The following is a 15,123-nucleotide window of genomic DNA, read 5'->3' as shown; positions in this document are numbered from 1 at the left end:
GGTGCGTGGGTGAGGCCGACGTGCGGCCTCACCGGGGCGCTATCGTGCGCGATACGGCCGCAGCGCGGACGGCTTTCCGCCGGCGACAGCGCCGATCGCGGGCCGGAGCGCTACGAGACCAGTGCGAAAGGCTGTCGCCACAATTCCGGTCGTCGAGATCATCGTCACTCCAGTTCGTCGTCGTCTTCGTCACCGTCGCCGCCGAGGTCGACCGGTTCGCGAGAACTGCTGCGAACTGATGTCGATCCAGGTGGCGGAGCCTTACAGGATATTGGCAGGTTCGGGGGAGACGCAATACCTGGCGCCAATTTTGATGAGCGATTCCCGAGTCTGCCCCGGACAGGAGCAGCGTTGACGCCCCGCGAACGGGAAGCCCAGGGTCAGTGGAAGAAGTGCCGCTCGCCCGTGAAGTACATGGTCGCGCCGGCCGCATTCGCCGCTGCGATAACCTCCGCGTCTCGGATGCTCCCGCCGGGCTGCACGATCGTGCGGATTCCGGCATCCAACAGCACCTGCAGGCCATCCGCGAACGGGAAGTAGGCGTCGGAGGCGGCAACGGATCCGGCAGCACGGTCGCCGGCACGCTGCACCGCAAGGTGGCACGAGTCGACGCGGTTCACCTGGCCCATGCCAACGCCGACGCTCGCGCCCTGCGCCGCGAGGAGGATCGCGTTCGATTTGACGGCACGGCAGGCCTTCCACGCGAAGGCGAGATCCGCGAGCACCGTGTCCGTCGCGGGCTCCCCCGCAACGAGCGACCAGGTCGCGGGATCGAATCCGTCGAAGCGATCGGCGTCCTGGACGAGATAGCCGCCAGAGATCTGCTTGAGCTCACGCGATGCGGGCGCGAAGTCCGCAGGAAGCGTCAGGAGCCGGATGTTCTTCTTCGCACTGAGGATCTCGAGTGCTTCCTGATCGAAGGCGGGGGCGACCACGACCTCCGTGAAGATGTCCCGGATCGACTCGGCCATACCGAGGGTGACCGGGCGATTGGCGGCGATCACGCCACCGAACGCGGACACCGGATCGCAGGCGTGCGCGCGGATGTGCGCCGACGCGATCGGGTCGGATGCGTCCGGCGCACCCACTGCAATGCCGCAGGGGTTCGCGTGCTTGATGACGGCCACCGCAGGTTCATCGAAGTCGTATGCGGCACGAACGGCCGCGTCAGCGTCGACGTAGTTGTTGTACGACATCTCCTTGCCGTGCACCTGCGTTGCCTGCGCGATCCCGTGCCCGTCGGACAGCGCATACAGTGCGGCCGCCTGATGGGCGTTCTCGCCGTATCGCAAGGTCGCGGCCAGGGAGGCCGTCACGGTCAGTTCCGGGGAGAACGTCGCAGCGGGCTGGATGTCGTCGGCGATCGTCGGCGCGGCAGCAGCATCGGCGACGACCGTCGACGCGAAGTAGGCGGCGACCGCCGAATCGTAGGCGGCCGTGTGCGCGAATGCGTCCGCGGCGAGCCGCTGACGCAGGGAAAGCGACGTGCCTCCCGTGCGGACGGCGTCGATGACGTCGGCATAGGCAGATGGCTCGACCACGATCGCCACGTTCGGGTGGTTCTTCGCAGCGGCGCGCACCATCGCCGGGCCGCCGATGTCGATGTTCTCGACGACGGTTGCCGGCTCCGCTCCCGACGCGACCGTTTCGACGAACGGGTACAGATTCACGACGACGAGTTCGAACGGTGCGATCCCGAGCTCCGCGAGCTGCTGCTCGTGCGACTCCAACCGCAGGTCGGCGAGCAGCCCGGCGTGCACCGACGGGTGAAGCGTCTTCACGCGTCCGCCGAGCGACTCCGGGAACCCGGTGACGGTCGCGACATCGACCACCTCGATGCCCGCATCGCGAATGGTCGCAGCGGTCGACCCGGTCGACACGATCTCGACACCGGCGTCCGCCAGCGCGCCAGCGAGGTCGAGCAGGCCGCGCTTGTCACTCACGGAGATGAGCGCCCGCCGGACGGGGATGACGTCACGATGACGGTAAGCGCTCGGATCGGCGGCGTGAACGGTCATGCGCGGGACAACTCCTGAAGGTCGATGGTGCCGTTTGCAATGTCGAGGATGGTGCCGATGAGGAGCCGGCGTTCGACCGGCTTGATGCGGTCATGGAGGCGCGCCTCAGTGTCGCCAGGAAGCACGGGTACGCGCTCTTGCGCCAGGATCGGGCCGCTGTCGACACCGTCATCGACGAGGATCACGCTCGCACCCGTCTCGGCTGCGCCGGCGGCGAGGGCATCGCGGACGGCGTGCGCGCCGGGGAACTCGGGCAGATACGCCGGGTGCGTGTTGATGATGTTCGGTCCGAACTCGCGCACCATGCTCGGCGGGAGGATCCGCATGAGGCCGGACAGCACCAGAAGGTCGGGCGACCAGGGCCGGATCTGCTCGGACAGCGCGGCGCCCCAGGATTCCCGATCGGCGAATCGCGAATAGGGCACGCTGAAGGTCGGGATGCCGAAGGTCTCGCCCAGTTCGAGTCCGTCGGCGTCGCGATCGGCCCCGATCGCTACGACCCGAGCGGGATACTCGGCGTCCTCCGCCGCTTCGAGCAGCGCGCGCAGGTTCGATCCGGCGCCGGAGATGAGGGCGACCAGTTCGAGCACCCGTCAAGCCTATCGGGCCGGGGCGCTGCAGCCGTCGCTGCGTCCAGGGGTCAGCGGTCGGATCCCAGACGCCGCCACCACGGTGCGTCGTCGTCGGGAACACGCACCGCACCGACCGCCTCATCATCGAACGGCTGGGTCTCCTCCTGGGAGTACCGATGATCGTGCGGGAGGGCCTCGGCCGGTGGCTGTGTCCCGGTATGCGGCTGCGGCTCGTCTTGGGGCGCTCCCTCGTCGAACGGCTGGGTCTCGTCCTGGATCGGCGGTGGTCCTGACACGCGCGAGCCCGCTGCCGGGGCCAGATACTCCGCGGTGCGCCATGGAAATCCGCCGGGCACGGACGGGTCGTCGCCCGAACTCGACACGCCCGAGGTCGGCACGCCGGAGATCGGCACTTCCGCCCTCCGCACGCCGGAGATCGGTGCCTCCGCGCTCGGCGTCTCCGCACCGGGCACTGGGCGCGACGCGGGCATGACCGGCGACGCCTCTGTCTCGGCAGCAGCGGGGCGGCGAGCCGCATCCACGCGCGCACGTGCCGTCGCGGCGGTGCGACGGAGTCCCGCAGTCACGCCCTCGCGCATCGCGTGCACGTCGACGTGCTCGACCTCGAACCGTGACGCGAGCATGGCGACGATCGCCGGGACGCCGATCTCGAGTGCCGCGAGCGCGCCCACCGGCCCAGCTGCAGCGCCGACCGTCGCAAGACGTCCGGGCCCGGCCGAGCCTGCAGTCACGATCGCGATCGCACCGAGGACCAGACCGCCGGTGATCCCGATCGCGGCTCCAGCGGCGGTGCGGACGAGCGGGCCGGGCCGGTTCGTCGCCTCGGCGAGCCTGCTGCGCAGGACGGTACCGATGACGAAACCGGCTATGACCGGCACGAGCACCCAGAGAAGACCGAAGGTGTGCCCGGCGTGCGGCAAGGCGCCGAGGACGGGAATCGCCGGGATCGGTCCGAGCGCGGTGCCGATCGGACTCACGCTCGATCCGGTCCCGAATGCGAAGCCGGGTCCGACGATCCACGCGGTCGCCCAGCCGACGAAGTCGGGAACGAACGCGATCTGTCCCATCGTCATTGCCAGTCCACCGACCACGCCTGCGTGCGACCGCTCGTAGAGAGTGATGACGCTCGCGTACGAACCGAGCAGCGACAGCGTCACGAGAATCGCCGCAACGGTCACCACGGCGGACGCGGCGATCGCGCCTCCGCGGAGCCCGACTGCGATCACGGCACGGGCCTGCCCCGGAATCCGCAGGATGAGCTCGACGACCCCCGCGGTGACCGGATCGGCAGCCACTCCTCGGCGCCGCCGGGCGACCTCCGCCATGACGACGGCGGGGATTCCGTACCAGCACATCGGCAGCACAACGGCCTGCACGATGGACGGCCTGGAGGCGCTGCTCACTGACGCGACGGCGACGACCAGTCCGAGAACCCCGACGGTCAGAATCGACACGAGCACGCCGACGGCCCGGTGCTCCGTCTCCGCAAAGCGACGGCCTGCGCGACCACCGAGCCATGCGGTGAGGATTGCGAATCCGAGCGCGGCAATCGTCACGGTGATCGGCGCGGACGCGCCGGAGAGTCCACTCGCCTTCGCGGTCGCCGCATCAAGCATGAACCTGACGTCGACACCGTGTCCGATGAGCCAGACATCTGCAGCACCGCGCCAGAACACGACGAACGGGACTTGGAGGCCGTACTCGACTCCCCAGAGGAGCACGAACGGAACAAGCGCGAGCCCCACGCCGACGGCAACCGTGATCACCGCCTCGACGAGGGCGAGAAAAGCGGTACTCAGGCGGTTCATCGGAGCGAGGATACGTGGCCCCGCCCCGCCCCCCGGGGGCGGCACGCCCGGGCCCGACGAAGGCGCAGGTTCGAGTCGTCACATGGAGCAGTCGTGGCGCCGAATGCACCAGCGGCGCGATGCGGCAGTTCGAAGGCTGCCGGCATCGCGCCGCTGATATCGAGCGGGTGCTACAGCGCTGCGTAGACCTCGCGCAGCAGCGCAGCGGTCTCGGACGGGGTCTTCCCCACGCGGACGCCCGCCGCCTCGAGCGCCTGCTTCTTCGCTTCCGCGGTCCCGGCCGAGCCAGACACGATGGCACCAGCGTGGCCCATGGTCTTGCCCTCGGGCGCGGTGAAGCCCGCAACGTATCCGACGACCGGCTTGGTGACGTGCGCCTTGATGTAATCCGCGGCGCGCTCCTCGGCGTCGCCGCCGATCTCACCGATCATCACGATCGCCTTGGTCTCCGGGTCGGCTTCGAAGGCGGCGAGCGCGTCGATGTGCGTCGTGCCGATGACGGGGTCGCCGCCGATACCGATGGCCGTGGAGAAGCCGAGGTCGCGCAGCTCGTACATCATCTGGTAGGTCAGCGTGCCGGACTTCGACACGAGACCGATCGGGCCCTTGCCCGTGATCGTCGCGGGGGTGATGCCGACGAGGGACTCGCCGGGCGTGATGATGCCGGGGCAGTTCGGGCCGATGATGCGGGTCTTGCCGCCGAGCGCCTTCGCGTGCGCCCAGAAGCGCGCCGAGTCCTGGACGGGGATGCCCTCGGTGATGACGACGACGAGCGGAATCTCGGCGTCGATGGCCTCCATCACTGCCGCACCGGCGAATGCCGGCGGGACGAAGACGATCGAGACGTCCGCGCCGGTGGTGTCCATGGCCTCCCGGACGGAGCCGAAGACCGGCAGCGTGGTGTCACCATGCTGCACGGTCGTCCCCGCCTTGCGGGCGTTGACGCCGCCGACGACGTTGGTGCCCGCCTTGAGCATCAGGGCCGTGTGCTTGGTGCCTTCGCCGCCGGTGATGCCCTGGACGATGACCTTGGAGTCCTTGTTGAGGAAGATCGACATGGTCCGTCAGTCCTTTCAGGCCGCTGCGGCGGCGAGCTCGGCGGCCTTCTCGGCCGCATCGTCCATGGTCGCCACGACGGTGACGAGCGGGTGGTTGGCTTCGGCGAGGATTCGTCGGCCCTCGTCGACGTTGTTGCCGTCGAGACGGACCACGAGCGGCTTGGTCGCCGCGTCGCCGAGGATGCCGAGCGCCGCGACGATGCCGTTCGCGACGGCGTCGCACGCGGTGATCCCGCCGAACACGTTCACGAACACGCTCTTGACCTGCGGGTCGCCGAGGATGACATCGAGACCGTTCGCCATGACCTGCGCCGAGGCGCCACCGCCGATGTCGAGGAAGTTCGCGGGCTTGACCCCGCCGTGACGCTCGCCCGCGTACGCGACAACGTCGAGCGTCGACATGACGAGACCGGCGCCGTTTCCGATGACGCCGACCTCTCCGTCGAGCTTGACGTAGTTGAGGCCGTGCTGCTTGGCCTTGAGCTCGAGCGGATCCTCGCTCGCGGTGTCTTCGAGCGCCTTGTGGTTCTCGTGGCGGAAATCGGCGTTGTCGTCGAGCGACACCTTGCCGTCGAGCGCGAGGATCGCGCCGTCTTCGGTGCGGACGAGCGGGTTGACCTCGACCAGAGTGGCGTCCTCGCCGGCGAAGACGTCGTAGAGCTTGACGAACACGGGCGCGACCGCGTCGATGAGGTGCTCGGGGAATCCGGCCTGCTTCGCGATCGCGACGGCCGCCTCTTCGTTGATGCCGGTCAGCGGGTTGACCTCGACCCGGGCGAGCGCTTCGGGCTTCTCGACGGCGAGCTGCTCGATCTCCATGCCGCCTTCGACGCTGACGAGCGACAGGTAGGAGCGGTTTGCGCGGTCGAGCAGGACCGAGAAGTAGAACTCTTCGGCGATGGCGGCGCCCTGCGCAACCATGACTCGCTTCACGACGTGACCCTTGATGTCGAGCCCGAGGATCGCCTTGGCGTGCTCGTAGGCCTCGTCCGGGGTCTTCGCGACCTTGACGCCGCCGGCCTTGCCGCGGCCGCCGACCTTGACCTGCGCCTTCACGACGACGACGCCGCCGATCTTCTCGGCCGCCGCCTTCGCCTCTTCCGGCGTATCGGCGATGATGCCCTGCAGGACGGGGACGCCGTAGGACTCGAAGAGGTCCCTGGCCTGATACTCGAAAAGATCCACGCTGTTCTTCCTCACCGCACGTTGTCGTGCGTCGCACCGTTCGGACGGTCGTGCTCAGTGACGTCGAGATCGCTCGACATCAAGACATCGGCCGCCCGAAAGCCTACCGCCGTTCGCTGGAGCGTCGGTGGCCGGACAAGATCGTGCCGACGGTCAGGGGTTGCTCACCACTGTGGAGGACATGGCTCCACCCGATACCGCCGCGCCCGCTGCCCAGTCCGCTGCTCCCGATGCCCCGTCCACATCCACGTCCACGTGCACGTCCGACATCCGCCGCGTCGCGCGCGACGTGTTCGGATGGTCCGATCTGCAGCCGGGTCAGGCCGAAGCGGTGGCATCGGTACTCGCCGGACACGACACGCTCGTCGTGATGCCGACCGGGTCAGGCAAATCGGCGATCTACCAGATCGCGACGCAACTCCTCCCCGGTCTCACTGTCGTGATCAGCCCGCTCGTCGCGCTGCAGGAGGATCAGGTCGCCTCAATCGAACGACGACTCGGAGAGGAGGATGCGGACGACGGTGACGGACAGGCCGTGGTGATCAATGCCTCCCGGTCGAGTTCGGCGGTCTGCGCCGCGTGGGAGGCCGTCGAGGACGGCTCGGCTCGCTACGTGTTCTTGGCGCCCGAGCAGCTCGCGAACGAGGACGTCCTCGACCGGCTCCGCGCCGCCACGGTCTCGCTGATCACGGTGGACGAGGCCCACTGCGTGTCGTCATGGGGGCACGACTTCCGCCCGGACTACCTCGTGCTCGGCGAGGTGGTCGACCAGCTCGGGCACCCTCCGGTCCTCGCGCTCACGGCGACAGGGTCGGCCCCAGTGCGGGCGGAGATCCTTGAACGCCTCCACATGACCGACCCGACGGTGATGGCCCACGGATTCGACCGCCCGAACCTGCGTCTCGAGGTCGTCCGGCATGAGGACGACGCGCAGAAGCGCGAGGCCGTGGTGGCACAGGTCGCGGAGATCGCCGGCGCCGGCATCCTCTACGTGGCCACGCGTGCAGAGACCGAGGAGTACGCGACCGCGTTGCAGGATCGCGGTCGAGCGGCAGCGGCCTACCACGCCGGCATGCGGGCAGCCGATCGGGAGGCCGTTCACACCTCGTTCATCGACGGATCCGTCGACGTCGTGGTCGCCACCACCGCCTTCGGGATGGGGATCGACAAGCCGGACGTCCGGTTCGTGGCGCATGCGGACGTGCCCGAGTCGGTCGACGCCTACTACCAGGAGATCGGGCGCGCGGGCCGGGACGGCGAGCCCGCGGTGGCGACACTCCACTATCGGCAGGCGGATCTGGGTCTGCGTCGATTCTTCGCCGCGGGTTCCCCCAAGCCGGCGACCCTCCGGGCGGTGTTCGAGGGCGTCCCCGCCGGTTCGACGCTGCGTCGTTCACAACTCGCCGAGGCCTCCGGGTTGACCGCGAGGACGGCCACGCGCGCCGCGAACGCCCTGGTGGAGGCGGATGCACTGGTGGACGACGAGGAAGGACTGCGACGCGCGGACGGTCCCGCGGGCGCTTCGGCAGATGCCGCCGCCGCTGCCGCCGCAGAGCAGGCCGCCGAGCGCGAACAGGTCGAGCAGTCCCGGATCGCCATGATGCAGCAGTTCGCGGAGACGCGGGGGTGCCGTCGGCAGTTCCTGCTCGGCTACTTCGGCGACGAGCTCGACCACCCCTGCGGCAACTGCGACACCTGCTCGGCCGGGACGGCGTACGACGATGCGACGACCGCCGCGGACGGAGCCCACGACGCAGAGTGGCCGCCGGAGTCGGCAGTCGAGCACGCGGAATGGGGCAGCGGAACGGTGATGAGCACCGAGGAGGACCGGATCACGGTGTTCTTCCCGGCCGCCGGATACCGGGTGCTCGCCCTCGCCGACATCCGCGAGCACGAACTGCTTCGGCGGGTGCCGGCCTGACGGATCAGGGCGAACGGCCGATTTGCCGCGGTGCAGTCCGGTCGAGGGAAGGCGCGGCCGCTCGACCACCCGTCGGCGACCGCGCTCCACTCCCCCGAGCGACAGCAGTGAAGTCGATCCGCATGTCGGGCGGGTTACCGCCAGGTGAACGGCGCGGAATGCGGTCGATCGGGCCCACCACGGCGCGAAGGGGTCGTCGTCTCACAGCGGCACGGCGTAGGAAGGACTACCGGCCCGGAACCGCGGACCGGCTGGCGCGAGCGGAAAGGACAGCAGCGGATGAGTGACTCGAACGGCACCGACCCGATCCATATGGGCCAGGTCGGCGACGATCCGGTCGACGAGCGGCTGAACACCATTGCGAACGACGCGGTCGCCGGTGAGACCGTGTATCCGGAGCTCGGAGATGGAACCGACAACGGCCCGACCGGCGGCGCCCCGAAGGAGTCCACGCCGGTTGAAGACGAGCACGACGACGAATCTGAAGGCGTCGATCTCGGCGAGGATGTCAACAAGCCGCTCTGACCGGCGCGCGGTAAGGCGGCGACGCGTCCATCTGCGAAATCTTATGGCCGACGGCGCCCTCGTCCTCGGCGGCGGCGCGGCCATCCTCCTGCAGATCGCCGACCCGGTGGTCGCGGCCGGAGTCGACCGACACAGCGACTTTGCGCACCGACCGCAGCAGCGGCTCGTGCACACACTGATGTACGTGTACGCGGTTGTGCTCGGTGACGCTGTCGACTCCGCACGAGCGGCTGCGTTCGTCGAGCGCGCGCATCAACCGGTCGTCGGCGCGAACGATGAAGACCGGCAGCTCTGGGTTGCCGCAACACTGTATTTCGCCGCGCTTCGCGTGCAGGGGGCGATCTTCGGTTCCATCGACCGCGAGACAGCGGCCGTCGCGCTCGGCCGGTACGCTCCGCTCGGTACCGCGCTGCACCTTCCAGCGTCTCGCTGGCCGTCCAGCCCCGCCGAGTTCGAGGCCTATTGGGAGCACGCCCTCGCGCGTCTCACGGTGACGGAGGAAGCGCGCCGCGTGGCTCGGGATCTCCTCTTCCCTCGATTCGCGCCCGCGTGGATCCGCGCGGTGATGCCCATGGTCCGCGTGATCACGGTCGGCCTGCTCCCCGACTCCGTGCGAACGGCGTATGGGTTTGCGTGGGGCGCCCGTGAGGCGCGCCGTTTCAACCGGTTGGTTCGCTGCGTCTCGATCGTCGTCCAGGCCGTTCCCGGGCCGGTCCGGAGGCTGCCTTCACGGTTCCTGCTCCGTCGCCTCCGCCGTCCCCTCCACTGAGCACGCCGCGCACAGCGCCTCCACACGTCGACGCGAGCCACCGGCAGGCGTTCGCTCGGCTGCGTAGCGTCCCCTCATCCGGCGCAGCAACACGCCGTCGACGAGGAAGGACTCCTATGGCCAACGTCACCGTCAACTTCGATTCGCTCCACGCGCAAGCCGCGCGCCTCCGTGCCGGCGGACAGGAGATCGACGAACGGCTCGCCCGGCACCGATCAGAGGTTCAGGCGCTGACGTCGAACGGCTTCGTCACCGACCGTGCCTCGGTGGCATTCGATGAGGCATACGCCGAGTTCGACCGCGCTGCTCGACATGTAGGCATCGCCGTCGACGGTCTCGCCCGGTTCCTCGACGACGCGGCCGATGTGCTGCAGGCCACCGACGAGCAGCTGGCGGGGGCACTTCGCTAGCCGCGCGGTGCCGGTCCCGGTACGGTGTTGGGCGTGGTGGCCGATGCGTTCGCAGTGACCGTCCCGCGCTCATGGTTCGAAGTACCGCTCGTCCCGGCTCACCGTGACGATGCGATCGCAGCCCTCGTCACATCTCGGCTGCCGACCTCCCCTGCACTGCGCCCGCACCGAGCAGAGATCGTGCGGATCCTCCGGCGGTTCGCCCGCTCGGCGTGGGACTCGGGAGCGCGCTACTGCGGAGCATTCGCGGAGCCGTCCGACGACGGCATCGTGTCCGGGGCGCTCGCGGTCACGGCGCTCCCGGCTCCGACCGGAACGATGGACCCGATCACAGCGCTGACGGACCGCGTCGCGGCACTCGGCGACGATTTCCACGTCGACGTCCGCAACCTGCCGCTCGCCGGCGCCGCACCGCCAGGCACAGTTCCCCGCGGGCGTTCGAACGTTCGAGGGGCCAGCCGGCGAACAATCCGTGCGCAGTTGGGATCCCGCCGTTGACTCGACTCTGTACGGAAACCCGCTGAATGTGCTTCCCGGCGGCTACGAGCAGGTCTTCGTACCCAAGGAGACCTGGCTCCCCTGGGCGAAGCACCCAGAACGGGTTGGATGGACGGACGACGCGGGAGCGTTCGTGTTGCCGTCACGATCACCGGTCGTGCCCTAGGCCCCCTCTGAACAGGACTGCGTTTGACATTCCCCTCGAACACCCTTGAAGCGGTGCTGCAATCCGCGGCTGCGGGGGCAACCGGTATGCACGCATTCCTGGAGAGCCTCGCCAACAGCACGGTCTTCGTCGCCACGAGCCAGCGTGATGACGGCGGCATGATGCTGCCCACGATGACAATCGACAATCGTGCCTACGTCCGCGTTTACACCAGCGAGGAGCAAGCGCAGAGCGGCGGCGAACCGGACACGATCGAACGCGTTCCGGCGCAGGCGCTGATCCGAACGTTGCCCCGCCACCTTGGATTCGCCGTCAATCCCGGGGGGGACCTCGGACTCCCGATCTTCGCCGAGACGCTACAGCAGCTCGTCAGTGATGAGGTGACCATCTCGACCGGAAGCCGGATCCTCATTGGGGACCCAGCAGAGGAGCCCGCTTCGCTGTTGGCGGCGCTGGCGACTGCGTTCGCGGCACTGCCGGCAGTGCGATCGGCGCGGAGGTGCTGGGCCGCGGTGAACGATGAGCCTCCCGGGCTCGTGATCGGCGTCGATGTGGATCCTGACCTCCCCGACACGCGACAGCGGGTGCGAAGTGCTGTCAGGGCATGCGTAGCCCGCGAGCATCCGGCAAGCACCGTCGACCTGGTGTTCACCTCAGATCGAGACGACTTCACTGTGTGGATGCAGCAGCATGCTGAGGCGTTCTACGCATCATGAGCCCAAACGACCTTGTCATTCCCGCGGTCCCGCTGCCCGAGCGCCTGCACCTGCTCCTCGCCCCGGACGGCTCCCCGGCGGCGACCATGGGCGATCGGGGCCAGCGCGAATATGCCGCGTACAGCCTCCCGGACGACGCCCCCGGCCCGACCGAAGAACGTGCGCGTCAGGATCTCCGTCGCCTGGAGACAGGCCTCGATATCGTGTGGGTCGATCAGGCGGTGCCGGGGGGGCCGGGCCTGTCCTTGCAGCTCGAACCGGAGCGGCGGCATCATCGCCTCGGAGCTGGAGCAAACGTGACAGTTATTGACTCGCGCCAGCTGCCGCAGGTGCTCTGGCGCGTCCGCATGCAGCAGGCACTCACGGCTGCCGCGCCTGGGGACCGGTGCGTCGAGCTCGTCGACGTCCGGTCGCGCCGCTCCGAAACGGTGGTCCTGGCCGCGGACCCGGCAAAGGTCGGAGCATCGATCGCGGCGACGCTCCACGGGCGCCCCCACCCGTCGCTGCGTGTGTGCGATCGCTCGGCCGCCCCAGCCGCGTGGATGCCGCCCGACGCTTCGGCCGGTTCGTGGCCATCGCTGCGCCTCCCATGAACGAGATTCAGCCCCCACCCGGATGCCCGACCTGCGACGCGACGTGGCTCCGCCGCGCCACCGTCTTCGATCAGTACGGATTCGGTCCGACCGAGGGGATGCTGTTCTATCGGTGCATCGCATGCGATTCGCGGTGGAAGGCGACGACGGATCATCGCTATCCGCGACGTTCGCTCGCATACCCGCCGGACCCGATCGAGGTGGAGCGCGACGGCGATCGAGTCGTTCGCGTCGGCGCCGGTGTGCATGCACCCGTCGGCGGCGCGTTCAATGCCATCGTCTTCGACGAGACGGCGCCGCTCATCCCCCGCGCCGCAATCGACGGCTGGCGGAACAACCCGAGCATCCCGTCGTTCCGCTGAGGCGCCCGGCGACGCCCCGCTACAGCTTCTCGATCGGCGCGATCTTGATGAGGAGCTTCTTCCGGCCAGCCGAATCGAACTGGATCTCGGCGATGCGTTTGGCCCCCTGACCCGTCACCGCGGTGACACGCCCCTCGCCGAAGTCGACATGTGCGATCCGGTCGCCGACGGCGAGTTCGAGATCGCCGTTGTCGCGGACCTGACCCGACACTCGATTCGTCCACTCCGTCTTGGGTCGAGTTTTCGCCGCAGCCGCGGCGCGATCATACGAACCACCGCCCCAGTTCCCGGCGCCGCTCCCTCGCCAGCCGCCACCAGAACCGCCTGCGCCGCCGAAGCCGCCCGTGCCGCCCCCCCGCCGAGCGTTGAGCGCCCGGGGCTCGGTTCCGCCCCGGCTGTTCGCCATGCCGGGCGACTGCTTCCATTCGATGAGCTCCGCGGGAATCTCCTGCAGGAACCGTGACGGCATCGCGACGTTGACGTCGCCGAACTGCGCGCGCGTCATCGCGAGCGACAGGAACAGGTGCTTCTTCGCCCGCGTGATGCCGACGTAGAAGAGTCGCCGCTCTTCTGCCGGACCGCCCGGCTCCGCAGCCGACATGCGGTGCGGCAGGAGGTCTTCCTCGATCCCCGTGAGGAACACGGCGTCGTACTCAAGGCCTTTCGCCGTGTGAAGGGTCATGAGCGAGACGGTTCCGGAGGAGTCGTCGAGCTCGTCCGCCGCCGCGACCAGGGACACTTCGGTAAGGAAGTCGGTCAGGGTGCCGTCCGGGTTGTTCCGCTGGAACTCGCGCGTCACCGCGACGAGTTCGTCGACGTTGTCGGCGCGCGCTGCGTCTTGCGCGTCGGGCGACTTGCGCAGGGTCTCGAGCAGACCCGAGCCGTCGAGGAGCTGGGTGAGCGTGTCGACGACCGGCTGCGTGCCCGCGCGAGCAGCGACGTCGTCGAGGAGCGCTGCGAAGGCAGTGATCGCGGTGCGCACCTTCGGGCCGAATCCGAGTTCATCCGCGTGACGCAGCGCCTCCCGAAGGGTGGTGTCATGATCATCCGCGTAGCGCTGCAGCGCCGTCTCGGTCACCGCGCCGATGCCCCGCTTCGGCACGTTGAGGATGCGCCGCAGCGCGATCGGGTCGGCTGGGTTCGCGACCGTGATGAGGTACGCCATCGCGTCCTTGATCTCAGCGCGCTCGTAGAACTTCGTGCCCCCGAGCACCCGGTACGGGATCGCCGAGCGAATGAAGATCTCCTCGAGCGCACGTGTCTGCGAGTTTGTCCGGTAGAACACCGCCATGTCGCGGTAGTCCATCCCGTCGTCATGGAGTCGCTGGATCTCGTCTGCGACGAACTGCGCCTCGTCGTGGCCGGTGTACCCGGTGAAGCCGATGATCTTCTCGCCCGCACCCACATCGGTGAACAGGTTCTTGGCCTGGCGATCGAAGTTGTTGGCGATCACTGCGTTCGCCGCATCGAGAATGTTCTGCGTCGAGCGGTAGTTCTGTTCGAGCAGAATGACTTTGCTGTTCGGGAAGTCGCGTTCGAATTCGACGATGTTGCGGATGTCGGCGCCGCGGAACGCGTAGATCGACTGGTCCGAGTCGCCGACGACCGTCAAGGAGGCCGGCGCGATCGAGCCGTCTGCTTCGCGCATCCGCTCGACGTGCTGGCCGAGCGCTTCGAGGGCGTCGACCTGCTCAGGAGGCACGGGGCGGGTCAGCTCCCGGATGAGCGCGTACTGCGCGTGGTTCGTGTCCTGGTATTCGTCGACGAGCACATAGCGGAACCGACGCTGGTACAGCGCCGCGACCTCCGGGAAGGCACGGAACAGGAAGACGGTCTGCCCGATGAGATCGTCGAAGTCGAACGCGTTCGCGCGCCGGAGCTCGGCCGTGTATCGGCGGAAGACCTCGAGGAACATGACCTCCTGCGGATCATTCGAGTTGATGTTCCGCGCATACGTGTCAACGTCTTGGAGCTCGTTCTTAAGCTTTGAGATCTTCGACGCCGCCGCGCCCACGGTGAGTCCGAGCGAGTCGGCCTCGAGCTCCTTGATGAGCCGTTTCAGGAGCGCTCTCGAATCGGCAGCGTCATAGATCGTGAACGATGCGGTGAATCCGAACCGTTCGCTCTCCCGGCGCAGGATCCGGACGCATGCGGAGTGGAAGGTCGAGATCCACATGCCCTCCGCCGCCTGGCCGACAAGCGCTTCCACCCGCTCGCGCATCTCCGCGGCGGCCTTGTTCGTGAACGTGATCGCGAGGATCTGCGATGGCCACGCTTCTCGGTTGGCCAGGAGGAGCGCGATACGTCGCGTCAGCACGCTCGTCTTACCCGACCCCGCGCCCGCCACGATGAGCAGCGACTCGCCGCGGTACTCGACCGCCTCTTTCTGCTGCGGGTTCAATCCCGCCGTGAACGGATCGGCGTATCCGCGCGCGGTCTGGGTTCCCGAGGCTGCGCCGGGACCGGATGGTGAGTCGAAGGGGTCCAGCACAATCGTCATG

Annotated in this window: 14 protein-coding genes; 8 read left to right on the top strand and 6 right to left on the bottom strand. The window is 68.5% G+C overall.

The window, feature by feature from the left end:
* Positions 1-380: 380 nt before the first annotated feature.
* The 5 genes from purH to sucC all read right to left on the bottom strand — a co-directional run bounded on the left by purH (position 381) and on the right by sucC (position 6,677).
* Positions 381-2,018 carry a bifunctional phosphoribosylaminoimidazolecarboxamide formyltransferase/IMP cyclohydrolase gene (purH, locus tag CAM01S_RS06495; protein ID WP_066517997.1) on the bottom strand — a complete coding sequence of 546 codons (1,638 nt, stop codon included), beginning with the start codon at positions 2,016-2,018 and terminating at the stop codon, positions 381-383.
* Positions 2,015-2,608: a phosphoribosylglycinamide formyltransferase gene (gene purN / locus CAM01S_RS06490; RefSeq protein WP_066517986.1), complete on the bottom strand. Its 594-nt coding sequence runs from the start codon at positions 2,606-2,608 to the stop codon at positions 2,015-2,017. Before purN ends, purH begins: the two co-directional genes overlap by 4 nt.
* A gap of 50 nt (positions 2,609-2,658) precedes the next feature.
* Positions 2,659-4,419 (bottom strand): cell division protein PerM, encoded by a 1,761-nt coding sequence (locus tag CAM01S_RS06485; RefSeq protein WP_066517984.1) that lies wholly within the window; start codon positions 4,417-4,419, stop codon positions 2,659-2,661.
* A gap of 170 nt (positions 4,420-4,589) precedes the next feature.
* On the bottom strand, positions 4,590-5,477 hold the full coding sequence (gene sucD / locus CAM01S_RS06480) for a succinate--CoA ligase subunit alpha (protein ID WP_066517982.1): 888 nt from the start codon (positions 5,475-5,477) through the stop codon (positions 4,590-4,592).
* Between the two features lie 15 nt (positions 5,478-5,492).
* On the bottom strand, positions 5,493-6,677 hold the full coding sequence (gene sucC, locus CAM01S_RS06475) for an ADP-forming succinate--CoA ligase subunit beta (RefSeq protein ID WP_281176688.1): 1,185 nt from the start codon (positions 6,675-6,677) through the stop codon (positions 5,493-5,495).
* Between the two features lie 166 nt (positions 6,678-6,843).
* Here sucC and CAM01S_RS06470 point away from each other — a divergent pair, with 166 nt between their 5' ends.
* The 8 genes from CAM01S_RS06470 to CAM01S_RS06430 all read left to right on the top strand — a co-directional run bounded on the left by CAM01S_RS06470 (position 6,844) and on the right by CAM01S_RS06430 (position 12,622).
* On the top strand, positions 6,844-8,583 hold the full coding sequence (locus CAM01S_RS06470) for a RecQ family ATP-dependent DNA helicase (RefSeq protein ID WP_083527838.1): 1,740 nt from the start codon (positions 6,844-6,846) through the stop codon (positions 8,581-8,583).
* A 279-nt stretch (positions 8,584-8,862) separates the two neighbouring features.
* Positions 8,863-9,108 carry a hypothetical protein gene (locus tag CAM01S_RS14820; protein ID WP_066517969.1) on the top strand — a complete coding sequence of 82 codons (246 nt, stop codon included), beginning with the start codon at positions 8,863-8,865 and terminating at the stop codon, positions 9,106-9,108.
* A gap of 43 nt (positions 9,109-9,151) precedes the next feature.
* The gene (locus CAM01S_RS06460; protein ID WP_066517966.1) at positions 9,152-9,877 is read left to right on the top strand and encodes an oxygenase MpaB family protein; all 726 of its coding nucleotides are present in this window, start codon (positions 9,152-9,154) and stop codon (positions 9,875-9,877) included.
* 116 nt (positions 9,878-9,993) lie between these two features.
* Positions 9,994-10,287: a WXG100 family type VII secretion target gene (locus CAM01S_RS06455; RefSeq protein ID WP_066517963.1), complete on the top strand. Its 294-nt coding sequence runs from the start codon at positions 9,994-9,996 to the stop codon at positions 10,285-10,287.
* A 33-nt stretch (positions 10,288-10,320) separates the two neighbouring features.
* The gene (locus CAM01S_RS06450; RefSeq protein WP_066517953.1) at positions 10,321-10,785 is read left to right on the top strand and encodes a hypothetical protein; all 465 of its coding nucleotides are present in this window, start codon (positions 10,321-10,323) and stop codon (positions 10,783-10,785) included.
* A gap of 219 nt (positions 10,786-11,004) precedes the next feature.
* Positions 11,005-11,667, top strand: a complete 663-nt coding sequence (locus tag CAM01S_RS06440) for an enhanced serine sensitivity protein SseB C-terminal domain-containing protein (protein ID WP_066517948.1) — start codon at positions 11,005-11,007, stop codon at positions 11,665-11,667.
* Positions 11,664-12,260, top strand: coding sequence for a hypothetical protein (locus tag CAM01S_RS06435; protein WP_066517945.1), 597 nt, complete (start codon positions 11,664-11,666; stop codon positions 12,258-12,260). Before CAM01S_RS06440 ends, CAM01S_RS06435 begins: the two co-directional genes overlap by 4 nt.
* Complete coding sequence (locus CAM01S_RS06430; protein ID WP_157071450.1) at positions 12,257-12,622, top strand: hypothetical protein; 366 nt, start codon at positions 12,257-12,259, stop codon at positions 12,620-12,622. The genes CAM01S_RS06435 and CAM01S_RS06430 overlap by 4 nt, the downstream gene beginning before the upstream one ends.
* 19 nt (positions 12,623-12,641) lie before the next feature.
* Here CAM01S_RS06430 and CAM01S_RS06425 read toward each other — a convergent pair whose 3' ends face one another.
* Complete coding sequence (locus CAM01S_RS06425; protein WP_066517940.1) at positions 12,642-15,122, bottom strand: ATP-dependent helicase; 2,481 nt, start codon at positions 15,120-15,122, stop codon at positions 12,642-12,644.
* Position 15,123 lies beyond the last annotated feature (1 nt).

Origin of the sequence: Curtobacterium ammoniigenes NBRC 101786 (assembly GCF_001571045.1) — a bacterium.
In the GTDB taxonomy this organism is placed as follows: domain Bacteria; phylum Actinomycetota; class Actinomycetes; order Actinomycetales; family Microbacteriaceae; genus Curtobacterium; species Curtobacterium ammoniigenes.
Note: the sequence above shows the minus strand (reverse complement) of the source record. Positions and strands in the feature narration are given on the sequence as shown.